Here is a 21,800-nt window from a genome sequence, read left to right on the forward strand (position 1 = left end):
GAATGTGATAAAAAAAATATATTCATTTTTCTTTATTGTTCTTATATTAGTAACATCTCCTTTCTTAATAAGATATTTACTAACAAAACAGAAAATAACTATTTTAAATAGTATTTATTTTAATTTCCCGGGAATAATTAATAAAAACAAAATATGTCCTTCTTATGATGCTTTATTGAATCAAACGCTTGATGAATCTTTTAGTGTATCAATTATTAATAATAAAGGGGAAATAATAAGTTCCTACAATGAGGATGTTCCAAGGTTGCCAGCATCTAACCAAAAATTATTCTCATCAGCTTATGTTTTAAGTAAATATAAATTAAATAATAATTTAAAAACTTCCTTATATAAAAATAAAAGCGATTATTATTTACACGGTCAAGGTGATCCAGATCTTAATTATGAACATATAATCGAACTAATTTCAAATGTTAAAGAAAATAAAATTATTAACTTTAATATTGTAGAAATTGATTCAAAATTATATTGGCCTAATGGTTGGACAAATACTGATAAACTTTACGAATATGGATCTCCAATTACATCTCTTGCAATAGAAAGTAATCACAATAAATATTATGATATTTATGCATTAAAAAATTTTATTAAAAATTATTTAAAAAATAAATTTCCAAATTCAAAAATAAATATAGATTTTTTTGATTCAGAGAAAACTTTTTATTTAAAAAATATTAAAGAGATAAATAAAGTATATTCAACTCCAATTCTTTCATTATTAACTCTAACAAATTCTGAAAGCCATAATTTTACGGCTGAATCTCTTTTTAAAAATGCCTCAAATACATGGAACGATAATAACTATATAAAATTGAAAAGATGGCTTGAAAATAAAGGCCTCCCAGCAACTAATGCATACTTTGCAGATGCTAGTGGATTGTCTCGAAAAAATAAAATTACATCAAAGTTAGTTGTATTGTTTTTAGATAAAATGAGATATTCTAATGATTTTAATGCTTATCAATCTACACTTTCAATTACGGGAGTGAGAGGAACGTTAGCTAAAAGATTTGTAAATAGTGAATTGTCTGGAAAGTTTTTTGGCAAAACTGGGACTCTTTCGAATGTCTTTGCATTATCTGGCTATTTATATAAAAATGATAAGCCAATAATTATAAGCATTATCCAAAATTCTGATAAAATTGATAAAGAAAAAGCTTTTAATTTATTACGTGATCTTTATTACTTGAGATCCTGTTAAAAAAATATTATTTAAAATAATCTTTTAAATCCTTCTCAACAGAGGGGGGTACCATGTGATTAATTTCACCACCAAATTTTGCAACTTCTTTTACTAAAGAACTACTAAGAAAACTATAATTTGTATTTGTCGATAAAAATATAGTTTCAATATCATTATTAAGTGATTTATTTGTATGAGCAATTTGTAGTTCATACTCAAAATCACTCATTGCTCTTAAGCCTCTAAGAATAAGATTAGCTTTTAGATCATTTGCACAATCAACAGTTAGACCAGAATAAGAAATAACTTCAATATTAGGTAAATGAGAAAGAGAATTTTTTATTTGTATTATTCTTCTTTCAAGATTAAATGTTGGTGTTTTAGAGGTATTTTCTAAAACAGCAACTACTAGATTGCCAAATATTTTTTCAGCCCTTTCTATTAAATCAAGATGCCCATTTGTTAAGGGATCAAATGTACCTGGATAAAGAATTTTCATGAATTTATTATGATCGAATAAGAAATTTAGTTAAAATAATATTATTAGTTAAATCAATTATGACATTAAATCTAGAAGCAAAAAAAATCCTATTAAGAAAAATACCTCACGGATTATTTATTTGTGGCGTTAGAGACGAGGATAAAAATGAAGTGAATGGATTTACTGCAAGTTGGGTGACTCAAGGTTCTTTCACCCCACCATTAGTTGTAATGGCTGTTAGAGCAGAGGGTTCTAGTCATGAAATTATAAAGTCAACCAATAAGTTCTCATTAAATGTGCTCAAAAGTGATCAAAAGGATCTAGCGGCTGTTTTCTTTAAACCTCAAAAAGCATTAGGAGGTAGATTTGAATCTGTTGAATTTAATTTAGGTGAGCTTGGATTGCCTATTTTAGTTGATAGTGTTGGTGGTGTTGAATGTAATGTTGTTGGAAGTGTTATGCATGGAGACCATACCGTTTTTGTAGGAGAGGTGCAATCTGCTTATCTAAATAATGATGTTGACTCACTAAATTTATCTTCAACTGGCTGGAATTATGGAGGTTAACCACTATAAATGAGTAATTCCTCTATCGAAAAAATAAATAACAAATATAATTTTAAAATTGAATATAAATTAATTAATAATAAGGAGTTATTAAAATCAAGATTATCCGAAATTCCAAAATCATCTGGTTGTTATCTTTTTAAAGATATTGATAATAACTTACTTTATATCGGTAAATCTAAAAAACTACGCAGTAGAGTAAGTAGTTATTTCAATAATTATTCAGATTTAACTCCCCGATTAAGTTTGATGGTTCGTCAAATAACTGAAATAGAAATAATAGTGACAGATAGCGAATATGAAGCATTAAATTTAGAGTCAAATTTAATTAAAACAAACAAACCATATTTTAATATTCTTTTAAAGGATGATAAGAAATATCCATATCTTTGTATAACTTGGAGTGAAAAATATCCTCGAATATTTATAACAAGAAGAAGAAGAAATAGAAATAATTTAGATAGATATTATGGACCTTATGTTGATGTCGGATTATTAAGGAGAACATTATTTACGATAAAAAAAATATTTCCACTTAGACAAAGACCAAGGCCAGTCTATAAAGATAGAACTTGTTTGAATTATTCAATAGGAAGATGTCCAGGTGTTTGCCAAGAAGTTATATCATCTGACGATTATAAAAAAATAATGAAACAAGTATCTATGATATTTCAGGGAAGAAATGATGACTTAGAAATATTTTTACAAAAAAAAATGCTGCAATTTTCAAATGATTTAGATTATGAGAATGCAGCAAAAATAAGAGACCAAATTTCAGGTTTAAAATTATTAACTGAATCACAAAAAATATCAATACCAGATTCTTCAATTAATAGAGATATCTTTGGAATAGTTTCAGAAAAAAATGTAGCTAGTATACAAATTTTCCAAATGAGATCAGGTAAGCTCATTGGGAGAATTGGCTATAGTCAAAAATTAAATAATGAAGATGAAAGTCTTATTTTACAAAAGATATTTGAAGAGCATTATATGAATGTTGAACCTGTAGAAATACCATCAGAAATTCTTATTCAATATAACCTTCCAAAACAAGCAACCATAGAGGATTGGTTAACGGAGCTAAGAAAAAAGAAAGTAAAAATCCTAATCCCAAAAAGAAATAAAAAACATGAAACTGTAGAAATGGTTTTAAAAAATGCGAAATTAGAATTAGATAGAATATTAAATGGGATACAAGATAATGAATCATCAATTGAGGATCTTGCCCAAATACTTGAATTAAGCGAACAACCTAAAAGAATTGAAGGCTATGATATAAGCCATATTCAAGGTAGTGACCCTGTAGCATCACAAGTCGTTTTTATTGATGGGGTTCCTTCTAAACAGCATTATAGGAAATATAAAATTAAAGATCCAAACGTTTTTATAGGACATAGTGATGATTTTGCTTCGATATATGAAGTAATACTAAGAAGGTTTAAAAAATGGTCAAGATTTAAAGAAAGCGGAGGGGATTTTTCAATATTAAATGATAAAACGAACAGTAAATTAGACAATGAACTTCTATCAGATTGGCCTGATTTAATAATGATTGATGGAGGAAAAGGACAGTTAAATGCAGCTATTAAAGCATTAAAAGAATTAAATCTTGAGGAAGAAGTAACTATATGTTCATTGGCAAAAAAAAATGAAGAAATATTTATTCCAGGATTTACTAAGTCTCTTGATACTGATGAAAATCAAAAAGGAGTTCTTCTACTAAGAAGGGTAAGAGATGAAGCACATAGATTTGCATTATCTTTTCATAGAGACAAAAGATCTAAAAGAATGAATAGATCTCAATTGTCCCAAATCAGTGGATTAGGACCATCAAGAATAAGAGAATTGCTTGAGCATTTCAAATCAATAGACGCGATAAGAATAGCTAGTAAGGAGGATTTATCAAAAGTTAAAGGACTTGGAAAAAATTCAGTTAATGATATATATGAATATTTTAACGAGTTATAAATATTAATTAAATTTTGAAAAATAGATTTCTTGATATTGTTAAATATAACTATATTAAAAACATATATTTTTAAATTAATCTAGTAATTTGGCAGCTGAAGCATATCTCTGGTTTAAATCACTTCACATTATTGGTGTAATCGTTTGGTTTGCGGGACTCTTTTATTTAGTAAGACTTTTTATATATCATGAAGAATCTAAAAATATGGATAATGAATTAAAAATTGCCTTTAATAAACAATACACCTTGATGGAAAAAAGGCTGGCGAATATAATCACAACACCCGGGATGATATTAGCTTTAAGTATGGCTATATGCATGGTTATTATGCAACCAAGTTGGTTAAGTGAGAAGTGGTTGCAAATTAAAATTTCTTTTGTTTTGGGATTAGTAATTTATCATTCTTATTGTTATAAAATAATGTATTCATTACAAAATGGTACTTCAACCATTTCAGCAAAAAACCTTAGATTATTAAATGAATTGCCTACTTTATTATTATTTATAATTGTACTTTTAGTTATTTTTAAAAATAATTTTCCAACTAGTATTGCTACATGGAGCGTAGTTGGACTAATTATTTTCATGTTGGCTTCAATTCAATTATATGCAAAGATTAGAAAGAAAAATGAGAATTCATTAAGTAATGAATAGGGAAGACTTAGTAAAATTAACTTCCAATATTAATAAAAATAGTTGTCCTAATAATATTAATTTTCACTGTCATACAAAATTTAGTGATGGAAGTTTAGAACCATATGAACTTTTAGATCAAGCTTATAAAAATAACTTGAAATTTTTATCAATAACCGATCATCATACAATTAAAGCTCATGAATATATAAAAAAAAATAATATACTCAAAAATTATCCTAAAGATTCCTTTACATTAATTTCGGGAATAGAAATTAATTGTTTGATTTTAGGATGTTTAGTACATGTAATTGGATTGGGAATAGATATAAAAAGTAAATACCTAAATCCCTACATCCTTGGAGAGTCTCCAATAGGTAATGATTTAAATATTAAATCAGTTATAAAAGCAATAAATTTAGCTGGTGGTTTATCATTTCTTGCACATCCAGCGAGATACAGGATTCCCTTTTATAAATTAATTCCAGAGGCAAAAATACAAGGTATTGATGGAATAGAGGTTTGGTACGATTATGAACTTAATGAAGTATGGAATCCTAGTTTATTTGTATGTTCAGAAATAGATAAATTAGCAGATAAATATTCAATGCTAAAAACATGCGGAACAGATAGTCATGGACTTTCTCTATTAGGTAGATAATTTAGAATTCATTTTTTTCAATTATTGAATCAGTATTAATAATTATGTTCTTTAAATTTTCAATGACATCTGATGAACAATTATTCCACATTTTTCTATTTACAATTTCAAGAAATCTTTGTGCAATATCTCTTAAAGCCCATGGATTATTCTCTAGAAAGAAATTCCTAAGATCCAGATCACATAACCATGATTTATAAACTTCCTCATAACACCAATCTGAGACTACTTCAGTAGAAGCATCAAAAGCATATAAGTAATCTAGTGTAGCTGAAAATTCAAACGCTCCTTTATAACCATTATCCTTCATTCCATTTATCCATTTAGGGTTAAGTATTCTTGATATAACAACTTTATTAATTTCATCTTGTAATTTTGAAATTTTGGATAATCCAAATTTTGATAAATCACCATGATACATTTCAGGAAATTTACCGCTCAATTTTTTTACTGCTGAAGATAAGCCACCCTGAAACTGATAATAATCATCAGAATCTAAAATATCATGTTCCTTATTATCTTGGTTATGAACAACTAACTGAACATTTTTAAGAGCATTTTCTAATGATTTTTTATCATCTATAGGTTCAAGATTATCACTGTAAATCCACTTACTCCAATTAAGAAAAGATTCTCCAAAATCATCAATATTTTCCCAATTAGAATTAGAAATTAGTTCTTGTAGTCCAGCTCCATATGAACCTGGCGCTGAACCAAATATACGATTAATTGAATCACCATCCCTTGATGCCCCAGCAAGAGGGTTAAATTTATCATCCTCATTAAGATTAGAAACAAGATTTATTGCTTTAGAAGTTAATTTAACTAACTGTGGAAATGCATCTCTAAACATTCCTGAAATCCTTAAAGTAACATCAACCCTTGGTCTTTCGATAACAGATAAAGGAATGATTTCTAGATCTACTACTCTTCTTGAGGGCCCATCCCAAATAGGCTGTACTCCTAATAAATATAGTATTTGACAAATGTCTTCACCACCATTTCTCATTGTGGATGTTGCCCATACAGATATTGCTATATTTTTTAAATCTTCTCCATTATCTTGTTTGTATAAATCAAGTATTTGTGAGGCGGATTGACAACCAACACTCCATGCTGATTCAGTTGGCAGTCCTCTCGAATCAACTGAAAAGAAATTTTTACCAGTGGGTAAAGCTTCAGTTTTACCTCTCGTAGGGGCTCCAGATGGACCACTTTTTACATATTGTCCATTTAACGAATTAATAAATGATAATTTCTCATTATATGAAGAATTAATGATTGGATATAGAATCTCTTTTTTTAATAATAAAAAATACTTATTATGTTTTTTTTCATTAAAGAAATAGTCTATTATTTTCTGATTTTTATATTTCTCAAGATTTTTTATATTGGTATTCTTTTTGTAAAAAAACAAATATATTAAATACTTTGCTTGTTGTTCCAAAAAATCAATAGCCATCCTAAAGTTTAAAATGTTTTTGTTGGAAAAAGTCAATAATATTTTTTTATCCTTTTCACTTAACTTTTGATCATATATATTTGTCCAAGGATCCAAATCTAGTTTTAAATGTTTTGCTATATATTGAACAATCCCAATTCTATTGGCATTTGGCACTCTAGCGACACACAAGAATAAATTTATTTCATTAATGTCATTCTGCCTATTACCAAAAATATGCAAACCTGTCCTAATTTGAGATTCTTTAATTTTGCAAAGAAAAGAATCAATCTCTGCAATTTGATTATTTTTATTATTTAAAGTGATTTCGTTAAAATCTTTTTTAATTAATTCAAAAATGGATTTTTCTATAATTTCAATTCGATTAGAATTTAATAATTTTGCTTCAAAATATTCGTCTAAATAATTTTCTAATATTGAATATTTTCCATATAATTCTGACCTATCCAAAGGAGGGGTTAAATGATCAATAATTGTTGCAGCAGTTCTTCTTTTAGCTTGGGATCCTTCCCCAGGATCATTTACGATAAAAGGATATATGTTTGGTATTGCTGGACAAATAATATTTGGAAAACATTTATTACTGAGACCTATAGATTTGCCAGGTAACCATTCAACAGTCCCATGTTTACCAATATGGCAAATAGCATTTGCGTTAAAAACTTTTTCAATCCAAAAATATTGTGCTAAATATCTATGGGGAGGTGGAAGATCGGGAGAATGAATATCTCTATCAGTGAAAGAGTCATAACCTCGTTGAGGTTGAATCAATAATGTTATTTTTCCAAATCTAATACCATTTATTGAGAAGCCTTCATTATCAAGATCGATCGCTTCTGATGGTTTGCCCCAACGGTTAACAATAATATTTTTTGGTTCAAGTTCTAAATAATTCCAATATTTTAAATATTCACTAAGTGGTAAGTAATCTAATGGTTTATTATTTTGAGATTCAATATCATTAGTTCTAGTTTTTATAAGTATTGACATTAATTCCGAAGAATCTTGAGGATAATTACAAGATCCAAGATCATAACCTTCTTCTTTTAACCAGTTAAGAATATTTATTATCGAAGATGGTGTATTAAGACCAACACCATTACCGATTCTTCCGTTCTTTACTGGATAATTACTTATTATTAAACAAATTTTTTTTTCAAAATTATTAAGTTGTTGAAGTTTCACATAATTTGTTGCGAATTTTGATATCCATTTAATACCTACTTGATCAGCTTTGTAACTGGTTATTTCACTGTAGAGCGTATTTTTTTTTGAAATTATTTCTTTAAATGCTGAAGGACAGGTAGTAATCCTTCCATCAAATTCAGGAATAATTATTTGCATCAATAAATCAGATGAATTCATTCCAATGGATGAATTTAACCAATTTTTTCTTGATCTATTTGAAGAGAGAAGCTGTAAAATTGGAATTTTAAGAGAAGTAAAAATATTTGTAGAATTTTCAATTAATTCGTTATTTTTGATTTGAGATGAAGAAAATGAAGTTGTGGTAATTATTAATTTAATATCTTCCTTTTTAAAAATTTCTATTAATTTCTTTTGAATAATATGATCTTTTAGTGTTGAAATAAATAACGTTTTAGGCGATAGTCCGCATCTTCGTAACTGCAAGTTAAGTTTTTCGTTTACTTCAATTTCATTAGCCAAAAAAAGTGATTTATAGGATATTATTCCAATCTTTTCTCCTTTTTCAATTTTCCAATCATATAAATAAGGATCTGGATAAAAACTAATATTCAAAAACTCATCAGGAATTAATGTTTCATTTACCTTTAGATAATTTAAACAATTAAGAAATTTTCTATAATTCTCCATTCCTCCCGATCTTAGTAATCTAGAAATATTTAATGCAATATTTTTATCTATACTACTTATTTCACTTAAGGACACTTCCTGATCAACGGTACCTGATAGGATTACTAACTTCCTTTTTTTATTGACTGCTTGCCAATTTAAAAGTTGTTCAATTCCATAGTTCCATGTACCTTTATCGCCAAAAATTCTTAGTATGACAACTTTTGCATAATTAATTGTTTTTAATAAATAATTATCTATTTGAGCTGAGGAATTTAAATTAGAAATTTCTAAAGCTCTTATATTATTTTTTAATGAAGCAAATTCTTTTTCTAACAATAATTTTGATATGAGATTTAAATCAGCTTTTACACTTGTTATAAAAATAAAATCTGCCGCTGGTTGCTCAATTAAATCATCATTATTCTTTTCATTTCCTGCTACATTTAATATCCTGTGCATTTTTATATATAAATAAGGTTTAGAATACGTAAGTAGGATAAAACAAGTTTACCTTAATTAAATAAATTGAATATGCATGAATTTCTTCCATACGCCTGGTTCGAAGGTAAATGTATTCCATTTAAAGAAGCAAAAATATCAATAGCTACTCATGCACTACATTACGGTACTGCTGCATTTGGAGGAATGCGAGCGATACCTAACCCTACAAATAAAGAAGAATTCCTTTTATTTAGAACTGATAAACACATAAAAAGATTATCTCAAAGTGCAAAATTACTCTTAACTGATATATCTGAAGAATATATTTTTAAAGCCTTAGAGGAAGTTATAAAAAGAAATAAGCCACAAAAACCTATTTATATTAGACCATTCGTATATACAAGCGATTTAGGTATAGCTCCAAGGTTACACAGTATTGAAACAGATTTCTTTATGTATTGTATTGAACTAGGAGATTATCTATCCCCAGATGGGGTTTCATGTAGAATGAGTAGTTGGACTAGACAAGAAGATAGATCTCTCCCATTGAGAGGAAAAATAAGTGGAGCTTATATTACTAGTTCATTAGCTAAAACAGAAGCTAGTTTATCGGGTTTTGATGAAGCCCTGCTATTAAATTCAAGTGGTAAGGTAAGCGAAGCTAGTGGTATGAATTTATTTATTGTAAGGAATGGAGACTTAATCACTCCTGGTGTTGATCAAGATATCCTTGAGGGTATTACTAGAGCTAGTGTAATTGAATTAGCAAAATCATTTGGAATAAATGTAATTGAAAGGCCTGTTGATAAAACAGAATTATTAATAGCAGATGAAGTTTTTCTAACTGGTACAGCAGCAAAAATTACACCAGTTAAAAAAATTGAATCAAGTGAATTAAATGGTGAAAGACCAATAATGAATAAATTAAAAAGTAAGCTTATAGAAATAACAGAAGGTCGTTCTCAAGACTATGATAATTGGGTAACAAGAATTTCTATAAAATAATTTTCACCTAAAAATGGAATCTTTCAGAACCTATCTAAATAGAGATGAAAAGCCATTAATAATTTTTGACGGAGGTACTGGAACATCATTTCAGAACTTAAATCTTACAGCAGACGACTTTGGAGGAAAAGAATTAGAGGGTTGTAATGAAAACCTTGTTTTATCCTCACCAAAGATAGTTGAAAAGGTCCATAATTCATTCTTAGAAGCAGGTTGTCATGTTATAGAAACTAATACTTTTGGTGCCTCATCAATAGTTCTTGATGAATATGATATTAAGAATAAGGCATATGAGATAAATAAAAATGCTGCTCTAATAGCAAAAAAAGCTGCTGCAAAATATGCATCAGTTGATAAGCCAAGGTTTGTTGCTGGTTCAATTGGACCAACCACTAAATTACCCACATTAGGACATATAAATTTTGATGAATTAAAGGAATCATATAAAGAACAGATATATGGTCTTACGGATGGAGGAGTTGATCTACTTTTAATTGAAACTTGTCAAGATGTATTGCAAATAAAATCTGCCTTATTAGCTTCTAAAGAAGTACTTGATAGTAAAAATATAGATATACCTATAATGGTATCTATAACAATGGAAACAACAGGTACTATGCTTGTTGGATCTGACATTGCCTCTGCATTAACAATATTAGAGCCGTTTAATATAGATATCCTTGGACTAAATTGTGCTACTGGTCCAGAACAAATGAAAGAACATATTAAATATTTGTCTGAAAATTCTCCCTTCGCTATAAGCTGTATTCCCAACGCAGGACTTCCTGAAAATATTGGCGGTGTTGCTCACTACAGATTAAAGCCAATAGAATTAAAGATGCAGTTAATGAATTTTATATATGACTTTAATGTTCAATTAATAGGTGGATGTTGTGGGACAACACCCGAACATATTAAATATCTTTCTTCAATAATCGATGAAATTATTGATAACGAAATGCCAAATAAAAATGGTAAGAACAATTTAAGTGGCTATATTCCTTCTGCATCATCAATATATAATTCTGTACCGTACAAACAAGATAATTCTATTCTGATTGTAGGCGAAAGATTAAATGCAAGTGGATCTAAAAAGGTAAGGGAGTTGTTAAATAACGATGATTGGGATGGACTAGTATCAATTGCCAAGCAACAACAAAAAGAAAATGCACACGTTCTTGATGTGAATGTTGATTATGTAGGGAGAGACGGAGTGAAAGATATGAAAGAAATAACATCAAGACTTGTTACCAATATAAATTTGCCATTAATGATTGACTCTACAGATGCTGACAAAATGGAAAGTGGATTAAAGTCAGCTGGTGGTAAATGTATTATAAATTCAACCAATTACGAAGACGGTAATGAAAGATTTGATCAAGTTCTAAATTTAGCCTTGGGGTATGGTTCAGGTCTTGTTGTAGGAACTATTGATGAAGATGGAATGGCAAGGAATGCAGATAAAAAATATGACATTGCTAAACGAGCAATTAATAGAACCAGGGAATGCGGTTTGTCTGATTATGAGCTCTTTTTTGATCCATTAGCTCTTCCAATATCTACTGGGATAGAAGAAGATAGATTAAATGCTAAAGAAACAATTACTGCTATATCAAAAATTCGTGAAAATTTTCCTGAGATTCACATCATACTTGGTATATCAAACATTAGTTTTGGTCTTTCACCATTATCCAGAATTAATCTAAATTCAATATTTTTAGATGAATGCATTAAAGCAGGATTGGATTCTGCTATCATCGCACCAAATAAAATTTTGCCATTATCAAAAATTTCTGAAGAAACCAAAAAGCTTTGCTTAGATTTGATATATGACAAAAGAAAATTTGAAGATGATATTTGTATTTATGATCCATTAGTAGAATTAACAAAAGCTTTTCAAGATTTATCTATTCAAGATTTCAAAAAAGCATCTTTAGAAAATAAAAATCTAACTCTGGAAGAAAGCCTAAAAAATCATATTATTGATGGAGAAAAAATAGGTTTAGAGGATCAACTAAATAAAGCTTTAAAAAAATATAAACCTCTAGAAATAATTAATACCTTTCTACTAGATGGGATGAAAGTTGTAGGTGATTTATTTGGCTCAGGTCAAATGCAATTGCCATTTGTACTCCAATCCGCCGAAACAATGAAATTTGCCGTTTCAATTTTAGAACCACATATGGAAACTGTGGAAGAAAACATATCAAATGGAAAACTCTTAATTGCAACAGTCAAAGGCGATGTTCATGATATAGGAAAAAATTTGGTTGACATAATACTTACAAATAATGGTTATGACGTAATAAATCTTGGAATAAAGCAAGATGTTTCAGCAATTATAGATGCACAAAAAAAGCACAATGCAGATTGCATCGCTATGAGCGGATTACTTGTTAAATCAACTGCTTTTATGAAAGATAATTTAGAAGCTTTTAACAATGAAGATATTAGTGTACCAGTAATATTAGGAGGTGCAGCCTTAACCCCAAAATTTGTAAATGAGGACTGCAGCAAAATATATAAAGGGAAAATTTTATACGGAAAAGATGCGTTCACTGATCTTAAATTCATGAATGAATATATGGACAATAAAAAAAAGGGTAATTGGTCAAATACAGAGGGATTCATCAACAATGAGGGAATAGATATTAATTTAGCCTCATCAAAGTCCAACTCTCAAGCAGTTAAAAAATCAATATCTATAGATATAGAGACTTCTAAATTAAATTTAAAAGAAAATTTTATAAGATCTAAATTTATAAATGAAGAAGAACCAATTCAAGCTCCTTTCTTGGGAACGAAAGTCTTGAACGAGATTGATATAGATTTAAATAAGTTAATTTTTTATTTAGATACAAAAGCTCTATTTAGCGGACAATGGCAAATAAAAAAAGGAAAAAACCAAAGCGTAGATGAATATAATAACTATTTGGATTCATATGCTAAACCATTGCTAGATAGATGGTTAGAGACAATTGTAGAAAAAAAACTTATTTCACCCAAAGCAGTTTATGGATATTTCAGATGCGGTAGAAAAGATAATAGTATTTTCTTATTTGATGATAAATCATTAAATAAAATTTCCGAATTTAATTTCCCAAGACAAAAATCTGGGAATAATTTATGCATAGCTGATTTTTATTGTGATTTGAAAAAGGATAAACCGATAGATATATTTCCTATGCAGGCAGTAACGATGGGCGATATTGCCAGTGAATATTCTCAAAAATTATTTAAAGAAGATAAATATAGCGATTATTTATTATTCCATGGACTTACAGTGCAATTAGCAGAAGCTCTAGCTGAGTATGTCCATGCATTAATTCGTATTGAATGTGGTTTTAGGACTGAAGAACCAGACAAAAATAGAGAAATACTAGCTCAAAAATATAGAGGAGCTAGATATTCATTTGGTTATCCTGCATGTCCAAAAGTATCTGATTCAAACATACAATTATCATTGTTGGATGCAAAAAGAATAAGCTTGACCATGGATGAATCTGAACAACTTCATCCAGAACAAAGTACTACAGCTATCATTTCACTGCACTCAAAAGCTAAATATTTCAGCGCTTAATCTAAATCTTTAGTTGTTTTCTAAATATTCAATAATTTCTTCTTGAAGTTCTTCCATCGTTTCATTATCACCTAAATCAAGTCCCTCACCCGCCGCGTCCTGTGTTAACTCAAGATAATATGAAGCGCCATCACTAGATAAAAATTCTAATGCGGAAGTTTCATCACTATCTTTAAAAGCTTCATAAAGAGCTTTAAATGCTATGTTTTCAGTAAAGTCCCAATCCATAATGAAAAAAACCTTATTAGAATTATTACCTCCTTACCCCCCATACTCGTCAACCTTTTTTAAAGAAATGTTGGTGTTTTATTATTATTAAAAAAATCTATGAACATAAATAATCAAAATCAATTAAATGTCCTTGGAGAAAAAATTGAGATTTGTAGTTGCGCACCTATGACAGGGTGGTTCAGGGATGGATTTTGCAACTATGACAAGAATGATGGAGGGAATCATTCCATATGTTGTGTGATGGATGATAATTTCCTGAAATATAGTAAATCACAAGGTAATGATTTAATTACTCCTATGCCTATTTATTCCTTCCCAGGACTAAAGGATGGTGATCATTGGTGTATTTGTCTTGATAGGTGGAAGCAAGCATTATTAGACGGTCTTGCACCAAAAGTCATATTAGAATCAACTAATATTGTAGTCTTAGAATCAGTACCTCTAGAAAAATTGAAAGAATATCAATTTAATAAAAAGTAACTACAAGTTTATTTTTTTTTTTAAAATGGTTATGATAATTTTTTTTTAATGAGTTTAGAAATATATTGGAAAAAAGCATTAGAACAAACTCGATTATCAATTGATGATGAATCTTTATATCCTCTCAAAACTGATATTATTACAAGAGATTTATATGAAAAAGACGACTTCATAATTAGGAAACTCGATACTTCAAAATTTATTAAAAAAAAAATTTATGGTCCTAAGCAAAATCCGTTTTGTCCTTGGGAAAAGATACTAGAAATTGATAAAATTGGTGATAATCATCAACTAATATTAAATAAGTACCCTGTACAAAAAGGTCATATTTTACTTATTACAAATAAATGGAAACCTCAAAATGGATGGTTAGATATTAAAGATTGGAGAGCGATCCAACAAGTTAATAATGATACTAGTGGATTATGGTTTTTCAATAGTTCTCCAATTGCGGGAGCAAGTCAACCTCACAGGCATTTTCAACTTCTGCGTAGATCTAAAGGTGAGATATCATGCCCTAGAGAAAAGTGGTTTTTAGAGATGAACTCATATCAAGATCTAGATAGTAAGCTTAAAAAAAATATTATTGTATCCAAATTTGATTTTTTAGAAAATCCATCATGTCTTTTTGAGTTTTACTTAGAATTATGCAAGAAATTGGGACTTGGGGATCCTATTAGTGATAAGAAACCGATATGTCCCTACAATATTTTAATAACTAATAAATGGATCGCTATTATAAAAAGAAAAAATGATCATATTCATGGTTTCAGTATTAACGGTTTAGGATTTGCAGGATATCTACTAGTAACTGAAAATTCAAATATTAATTATTTAAAGAAATTTGGCCCTGAAAAACTTCTAGAAAGTTTTGTTTGAATACTAATTAGTTACCTCAACTTTCTTATCCCTGCTTATTTGGCTTTCTAGAACTTCTATAGATGCTGTTACTGATGCAATTTTACGTTCAAGTGAATCCTTAATATAGTTGAGCATTTCTAATTTCTTGTGTTGATAAAAACTCTTTTTTTCTTTAGATGACTTGGAATAACAATTAAACATTTTTTTTTTTTTTTATTATAAAAAGATACTTAATTGACTTGTGACAGAAAAAATAAATTGGTTTTAATTTAAAAACAATATTCCTTATGGACTTTCAATATTTTTTGAATAAAATTAAATAAATTCCATACTCTTCAAGAAAATATTATTGAATAGTCCTGAAAATTCAAATACAAAAAGAATTTCAATTGATTTACCTGAGGAACTAATTTCCAGGTTTGATCAATTACGAAAAGAGTGGGGATTTAGAGCAAGAGGACCTGTAATAGAAAAGATACTTAAAGAACTTCTTCAAGAAGATGATTTACTACCTAAAAACCAACAGCAAGAAATAGACTTTAACGATAAGAATACTAATGAAAATTTAAATATTGATGAAGATACTGCATTGGTATTAATTAAATCAGACGTAAAAAAAGAAGTTAATGAGATATCTCTAAATAAAAGATCTACAAATAACAATCAATATAAAGAAACAGCCAACTCAAATATAAGCCTTCCCAATTTCGTTGAAAAAAAAGTAAAGAATCTAAGAAGAAGTATTAATAGTGAAAAATTAAAGGAGAATATTAATGATATTCAAATTAATACAATCAAAGAAACTGAATTAATAAAATGTCGAATTGAGTTAATTAGTCATTGGAAAACACTATATGGATCAGTTCCTAATGACCATGTAGTAGAAGCTTCAATGGATTGGTTTGAAAGGGATATATGGCCAAATCTTGATGGGACTGAAAATCTACCCTTTACTTGGAGTGCAGCCAATAAATTAATGTCAGAATTATGCCCATTTTGGATAAAGAAAAATCCATCACTTGAAATTGTTTTATTAATGATTGGCGTTTTAGAAGACCCTTTTGCAACATCAGATCTGATAAATAGAATACCAACACTTATGAGAAGGTTTGTAAGTAGATTTAAGCGAAATAATAGATCAAATTCATTTGAAACATTGGACTCAACAATGACAGTACATGGAGCACTTAAATTATTGAATTTATCAACATCAGCTGGATCAGCTCATACATTCCGCAAAATTAGGGAGGCCTATAAATCAATAGCTTTAGAGACACATCCAGATGCTGGAGGATCAACAGATCAAATGAGAAAATTAAATGAAGCGTATCAATTGCTAAAAAATCTATATAGAGACTAGTATAGTAATTCCCATATAAGACCAATAACAAGTCTAATTAATAGTCTCACATAAGATAGCTGTCAAGCAAATAATTTCAAATTTTAATCAATTATTTTTATTCAAATTTATGTAAACAAAAAATATATATTAATGAAATTAAGACAAAATTTGCTTTTAAAAAATAAAAATTTCTTTGTATAGTAATTCTCATATAAGACTTATTATTAGTCTATGATATAGTCTCAAAATAGATAAGTAAGATAAATAAATTAATCGATTTGAATGAATCATGCCCAAACTGCTTAATGCCTGGGAAAAAATAAAAATTGAATAATAAATCAATAAATTATGTCCTTTAAATGTCCAAGAAATTAATAAAGGCTAGAAAGCATTGCTATAAGGGCTTTTTATGTGCCTCCGTACTGCCTTAAAGACAGTACTACTTAGATTGAAGCTTCTCAATGGCAGTTTGCCTATCAATACTAGGAACATCACTTAATCCATTAGCATCGAACCAAGGGGCGCTAGCCCAATCAAAACCTTCGCCAAAAGTATTATCTGGTGCAGTTATGTACCAGTGACATGATGCATCTGGTATGTCAACAGCACATTTTGACCAATCATCTGACCACTGAGGGACTTGAACCCACAGCACTGAAGATAGAAGTAGAGAAAGTAGACTAATCATGACCTTTATCATACAACATTAATTACTTTTATAGGATTATTATTTATCTTATATAAGATTCATATATAGACTTATTTATAGTCTTATATGAGAATAGCAATACGTTTAATTCCTCAATTTAGTGTTAAAACATTTTTCAACATTAGAAATGATATTTGAATGTATTGATGTAATGTCAGAGTCCAGTAATGTTTTATCTTTATCTCTATAAGATAATCTAAATGTATAACTTATATGATCATCTCCAAATTTAGTATCTTCAAAAACATCAAGTAAATTTACATCCTCTAAGAGATTTTTTCCTGTTTTTCTTATTTGTGATGTTATTTCGCTAATTAAAAATTTCTTACTGAAAACAAAATTTATATCCCTTTCCATTTTCGGAACAATGGGGTATTGCTTATATATTGGAATCCATTTATTTTTTCTTGTACTAGCTCCCAAAAGGTTAGAAACATTTATGTTAAATAAATAAACTTTTTTTAATGACTTCTTTTCTAATATTAGTTTGGGATGTATTTCACCAAAATAACCTGCATCTTTCCCTTCAATAACTAATTTTGCAGTTCTTCCTGGATGAAGAAAATCAATTGAATCAGTAGGTTTATCATCAATTTTTATGTTCAAAGATGATAAAGCCTCCTTTAACTTTCCTCTGGCCTGGAAATAATTAAGATCATTATCTTTACCAGAATTTATCCATTTTCCAAATTTTTTATTTCCAAAAATCGCACCATTCAGAACTTCTTCTTGAATGAACTCAGTTTTCTTTTGAAAAACATTTCCAATTTCAAATATATAACAACTTGCTTGTCCAGCTTTTATATTACGGTTTACTATCTCCAAATGTTCTTTCCAGATATTATCTCTAAGACAGCTTGTTTCTAATAACAAAGGATTAGAAATCTTTATAAGTTTTTCATCGTCTTCAGGAACAAGAGAATAGCTTAGTACCTCGTTAAAACCATTTTCTATAAAACCATTTTTTAATTTTCTCAATGCCAACTGTTCTGATGACAATTTTCCAGGCTTAATTGGATTAGGAAGTTTTAAGTCGAATCTGTCATACCCTATTAATCTTGCTATTTCTTCTATTAAATCTATTTCTCTTGTTAAATCATGAGATCTATTTGGAATTACTGCTACATCCCAGCCATATTCTTTATTCTTTAAAGTACAACCTATGAGTGTTAATTTATCAACTATTTCATTATCAGATAAATTTCTTTTTTCAAATTGATCGTTAATAATTAATGGACCAAGAATTTTATGAATTCGATTTCTCCGTAGTTTAATAAAAATATCCTCATTACTTATTAAATTTGAAGTATTGATGATTGGTGAATTAATAGAAAAATATTCTTCTAAAAGATTAAATGCCCTTGTTACTGCACTTATTGTATTTTTTGATGAAATCCCTTTTTCATACCTGCTGCTAGATTCTGTTCTTATGCCAGCCGCCTTGGAAGATTTTCTTATAGTAACTGGATTAAAAACAGCGCCTTCAAGGTAAATAGATGAGGTAGTATTACTTACAGAAGTCTCTAAACCTCCTATAACCCCTGCAATAGCTACAGGTTTATCACAACAAGTAATAACTGTAATATTGTCATTTAAGTCATATTCTTTACCATCTAAGCAAATAAGGCTTTCGTTATCCTTGCCTTTTCTTACAGAGAAATCTTCTGGAGAAACTTCCTTACCAATTAAGTTTGACAATTTATCTTTATCAAACGCATGCAAAGGTTGACCTTGTTCTAATAGAATATAATTTGTCAAATCAACTAGAAGATTAATAGATTTTATACCTGATTTTTCTATACGGTCTTTAAGCCAATTTGGCGATAATTTCTCTCCATTTACTCCATCAATGCAGCTTATTGTATAAATGCAATTAGATTCTATAGCCTCTGGACAAAGTTTAATTCCCTTAAGTAAATGAATATTGTATTTATGGTTTAATTCTGGAAAATTTAAGGTGGATTCTAAAAGAGCAGAAATTTCACGGGCTATACCCATTACAGACATTCCATCAGGTCTATTAGCTGTAATGGCTAAATCATATATAAAATCATTTAATTGAAGCAATTCAGACCCTGGAGTCCCCAATTCATGTTTTAGGGCCAAACCTTCATCAATGATCTCTATCCCTTCGCTAGAGTCCTCTAAACCCAGTTCCTGCAGTGAACATATCATTCCTTCACTAATGACACCTCTAATTTCACTTCTTTTAATAGTTAAATCAACTGCATTTAATTTCGCGCCGACAGTAGCAACATAAACATAAATATTTGATTTAATATTGCGCGCACCACAGATAATTTGTAAATTCTTTGAATTACCAATATCGACTTGGCAAATTGAAAGTTTGTCAGATCCTTCGTGTTTTAAAACAGATAATACCTTTCCTAAAACAACACCATTTACATTTTTTGAACAATCTTCTAATGATTCAACCTCGAATCCACCAATAGATAATTTCTCAGAGAGATCTTCAGGAGTAGAAGTAATTTCTACTAAATTTTTCAACCAATTTTGAGAAACTTTCATATATATTTTTTAATCAATGATGGTAAAAGAAACAAGTATATCTTCAAAAAAGTTTGTTGAAGATGTACAATAGAAAATTATACAATAAAGTATTAATTAAAATGGCCAAAAAAGGGACAAGAGTTGTAGTGACCCTGGAATGTACTGAAGCTAGGACAAGCACAGATCCTAAGAGATCTAATGGTGTCTCAAGATATACTACTGAAAAGAATCGCAGAAATACAACAGAAAGATTAGAACTAAAAAAGTTTAATCCTCATTTAAACAGAATGACCATTCACAAAGAAATTAAGTAATCAAATCAAATTAAATCATGCCTAATTCAATTTTCAAAAAACAATTATCACCTATCAAACCAGGCGATCCTATTGACTATAAGGATGTAGAACTACTAAAAAAATTTATAACTGAGAGGGGCAAAATCCTACCAAGAAGAATGACAGGTTTAACCTCTAAGCAACAAAGAGATCTCACATTAGCTGTAAAAAGAGCCAGAATTGTAGCTCTTTTACCCTTTGTAAATCCTGAAGGATAATTTCTTATTGAATATAGTTGGCACTATAATTAAAATCTCAAATATTTGAAAGATTTAACTGATTTAAAAACATATATTATTGACTCTGATGATCCACATGAGGTTGATGACGCTATTTCATTAGAAATAAAAGAAGGAAATAAAAAAAATTTATGGATACATATTAGTAATCCATGCAAACTCTTTTTGCATGATTCTAATGTTGATTTAAATGCAAGGAAGAGAAATAGCAGTTTATATTTAATTGATCAATATGTCCCAATGCTTCCTAAAAATATTCTTGAAAAGGCAAATCTAGCTCAAAATAAAGTTTCAGAAACTATTAGTGCAGCAATAGAATTCAATGACGATGGATCAATAAATAAATATGAAATAACTGAAGCAATAATAAAACCAAAATATCAATTAACATATGAAGATGCAAATGAAATATTAGAAATAGAACCCAAAGAAGAAATAGAATTAATTGAGATTAAAAAATTATTAGATAAAAGTATTAAATTTAGAAAGAAACAAGGAGCAATTATTTTTGAAAGTCCAAATAATAAAATTAAATTATATGAAGATAAGATTATACTAACTAAATTAGAGAAAACAATATCACAAATTATAATTGAAGAATCAATGATATTAATGGGTTATGTAACAAGTTTATTTATAGATAAATATGATTTAGCGGCTGCATATAGGATTCAAAAAATAAACTGTAATCCATCTGAAATACTCGATAGATATAATGATAGTCATATTAAATTTATAATATTAAAACAATATATGGGAAGAAGTTATATAACAACTAAGCCAGGAAACCACGAATCATTAGGCCTTAAAATGTATGTACAATGCACATCACCACTACGTAGATATCTTGATTTGATTATACAAAGACAAGTATATAATAAAATTAATAATTACGAAGTTCTTAGTATAGATTCAGTATCTAAGATTATTGATTATTCAAAAAATAGACAATCAGAAAATAATAATATATTTAAAAATGATAAATATAAGTATTTAAAATTATTTTTTAAGAATGAAGAAAAAGCTTTTTATAAAATTATATTCGTTAAGTGGATTAATCAAAAAAAAAATATTGCTTTGGTTTATTTTCCAGATTATTCACTAGAAATACTTATTACTCTTTTTGTATCAATAGAAATATATAGTAATAAAATATATAAAGTTAAATATATTATAAATGATAGTAATCTTTTAGAATTTATTTATTAATAAGATAATCAATATAATGGGTTGTTATTAGTTTAAAAAATATCTGTTAGTATAAATAAAAAA

Annotated in this window: 19 protein-coding genes; 13 read left to right on the forward strand and 6 right to left on the reverse strand. The window is 28.5% G+C overall.

What is annotated here, in order from left to right; translation table 11 throughout:
• The first annotated feature begins 4 nt into the window (after positions 1-4).
• Positions 5-1,222, forward strand: a complete 1,218-nt coding sequence (locus EV02_RS07320; RefSeq protein ID WP_032519176.1) for a D-alanyl-D-alanine carboxypeptidase — start codon at positions 5-7, stop codon at positions 1,220-1,222.
• A gap of 7 nt (positions 1,223-1,229) precedes the next feature.
• Here the strand turns inward: EV02_RS07320 and coaD are convergent, their stop codons facing one another.
• The gene (coaD, locus tag EV02_RS07315; RefSeq protein WP_025938370.1) at positions 1,230-1,703 is read right to left on the reverse strand and encodes a pantetheine-phosphate adenylyltransferase; all 474 of its coding nucleotides are present in this window, start codon (positions 1,701-1,703) and stop codon (positions 1,230-1,232) included.
• A gap of 59 nt (positions 1,704-1,762) precedes the next feature.
• Here coaD and EV02_RS07310 point away from each other — a divergent pair, with 59 nt between their 5' ends.
• From EV02_RS07310 to EV02_RS07295, 4 genes are all read left to right on the forward strand, one after another.
• Positions 1,763-2,251: a flavin reductase family protein gene (locus tag EV02_RS07310; RefSeq protein WP_011818417.1), complete on the forward strand. Its 489-nt coding sequence runs from the start codon at positions 1,763-1,765 to the stop codon at positions 2,249-2,251.
• Positions 2,252-2,260: 9 nt separating this feature from the next.
• Complete coding sequence (uvrC, locus tag EV02_RS07305; RefSeq protein WP_032518909.1) at positions 2,261-4,219, forward strand: excinuclease ABC subunit UvrC; 1,959 nt, start codon at positions 2,261-2,263, stop codon at positions 4,217-4,219.
• 88 nt (positions 4,220-4,307) lie between these two features.
• Positions 4,308-4,874: a protoporphyrinogen oxidase HemJ gene (hemJ, locus tag EV02_RS07300; RefSeq protein WP_032518910.1), complete on the forward strand. Its 567-nt coding sequence runs from the start codon at positions 4,308-4,310 to the stop codon at positions 4,872-4,874.
• Positions 4,867-5,514, forward strand: a complete 648-nt coding sequence (locus EV02_RS07295) for a PHP domain-containing protein (RefSeq protein ID WP_011862949.1) — start codon at positions 4,867-4,869, stop codon at positions 5,512-5,514. The genes hemJ and EV02_RS07295 overlap by 8 nt, the downstream gene beginning before the upstream one ends.
• 1 nt (position 5,515) lies before the next feature.
• Here the strand turns inward: EV02_RS07295 and cobN are convergent, their stop codons facing one another.
• A complete protein-coding gene (gene cobN / locus EV02_RS07290; RefSeq protein WP_032518911.1) occupies positions 5,516-9,253 on the reverse strand; it encodes a cobaltochelatase subunit CobN in 3,738 nt (1,245 codons plus the stop codon).
• 72 nt (positions 9,254-9,325) lie between these two features.
• On the opposite strand from cobN, the gene EV02_RS07285 reads away from it, so the two are divergent.
• Entirely contained in the window at positions 9,326-10,240 is a 915-nt protein-coding gene (locus EV02_RS07285) for a branched-chain amino acid transaminase (RefSeq protein ID WP_032518912.1), read from the forward strand.
• Positions 10,241-10,253: 13 nt separating this feature from the next.
• Positions 10,254-13,820 (forward strand): methionine synthase, encoded by a 3,567-nt coding sequence (gene metH, locus EV02_RS07280; RefSeq protein WP_032518913.1) that lies wholly within the window; start codon positions 10,254-10,256, stop codon positions 13,818-13,820.
• A 9-nt stretch (positions 13,821-13,829) separates the two neighbouring features.
• Here metH and EV02_RS07275 read toward each other — a convergent pair whose 3' ends face one another.
• Entirely contained in the window at positions 13,830-14,048 is a 219-nt protein-coding gene (locus tag EV02_RS07275) for a hypothetical protein (protein ID WP_025888346.1), read from the reverse strand.
• A 99-nt stretch (positions 14,049-14,147) separates the two neighbouring features.
• On the opposite strand from EV02_RS07275, the gene EV02_RS07270 reads away from it, so the two are divergent.
• Both EV02_RS07270 and EV02_RS07265 read left to right on the forward strand, forming a co-directional pair.
• Positions 14,148-14,531 (forward strand): DUF2237 family protein, encoded by a 384-nt coding sequence (locus tag EV02_RS07270; RefSeq protein ID WP_011862954.1) that lies wholly within the window; start codon positions 14,148-14,150, stop codon positions 14,529-14,531.
• Positions 14,532-14,579: 48 nt separating this feature from the next.
• Positions 14,580-15,410, forward strand: coding sequence for a DUF4922 domain-containing protein (locus tag EV02_RS07265; RefSeq protein WP_032518914.1), 831 nt, complete (start codon positions 14,580-14,582; stop codon positions 15,408-15,410).
• 3 nt (positions 15,411-15,413) lie between these two features.
• Here EV02_RS07265 and EV02_RS07260 read toward each other — a convergent pair whose 3' ends face one another.
• Positions 15,414-15,593 (reverse strand): hypothetical protein, encoded by a 180-nt coding sequence (locus EV02_RS07260; RefSeq protein WP_032518915.1) that lies wholly within the window; start codon positions 15,591-15,593, stop codon positions 15,414-15,416.
• A gap of 148 nt (positions 15,594-15,741) precedes the next feature.
• Between EV02_RS07260 and EV02_RS07255 the strand changes: the two genes are divergently transcribed.
• Positions 15,742-16,752, forward strand: a complete 1,011-nt coding sequence (locus tag EV02_RS07255; protein ID WP_032518916.1) for a molecular chaperone DnaJ — start codon at positions 15,742-15,744, stop codon at positions 16,750-16,752.
• A 421-nt stretch (positions 16,753-17,173) separates the two neighbouring features.
• On the opposite strand, the gene EV02_RS07250 is transcribed toward EV02_RS07255, so the two are convergent.
• Positions 17,174-17,422, reverse strand: a complete 249-nt coding sequence (locus EV02_RS07250; protein ID WP_032519177.1) for a hypothetical protein — start codon at positions 17,420-17,422, stop codon at positions 17,174-17,176.
• Between the two features lie 105 nt (positions 17,423-17,527).
• Positions 17,528-19,972: a phenylalanine--tRNA ligase subunit beta gene (gene pheT / locus EV02_RS07245; RefSeq protein WP_032518917.1), complete on the reverse strand. Its 2,445-nt coding sequence runs from the start codon at positions 19,970-19,972 to the stop codon at positions 17,528-17,530.
• Positions 19,973-20,073: 101 nt separating this feature from the next.
• Here pheT and rpmG point away from each other — a divergent pair, with 101 nt between their 5' ends.
• The 3 genes from rpmG to EV02_RS07230 are packed head-to-tail and all read left to right on the forward strand — an operon-like array spanning position 20,074 to position 21,737.
• Positions 20,074-20,268, forward strand: coding sequence for a 50S ribosomal protein L33 (gene rpmG / locus EV02_RS07240; RefSeq protein ID WP_002805540.1), 195 nt, complete (start codon positions 20,074-20,076; stop codon positions 20,266-20,268).
• A 17-nt stretch (positions 20,269-20,285) separates the two neighbouring features.
• Positions 20,286-20,507, forward strand: coding sequence for a 30S ribosomal protein S18 (gene rpsR, locus EV02_RS07235; protein WP_002806014.1), 222 nt, complete (start codon positions 20,286-20,288; stop codon positions 20,505-20,507).
• 45 nt (positions 20,508-20,552) lie between these two features.
• Positions 20,553-21,737, forward strand: a complete 1,185-nt coding sequence (locus tag EV02_RS07230) for a ribonuclease catalytic domain-containing protein (protein ID WP_032518918.1) — start codon at positions 20,553-20,555, stop codon at positions 21,735-21,737.
• The last annotated feature ends 63 nt before the right edge of the window (positions 21,738-21,800 follow it).

The sequence above is a fragment of the Prochlorococcus marinus str. SB genome, assembly GCF_000760115.1.
Classification (GTDB): Bacteria; Cyanobacteriota; Cyanobacteriia; order PCC-6307; family Cyanobiaceae; genus Prochlorococcus_A; species Prochlorococcus_A marinus_D.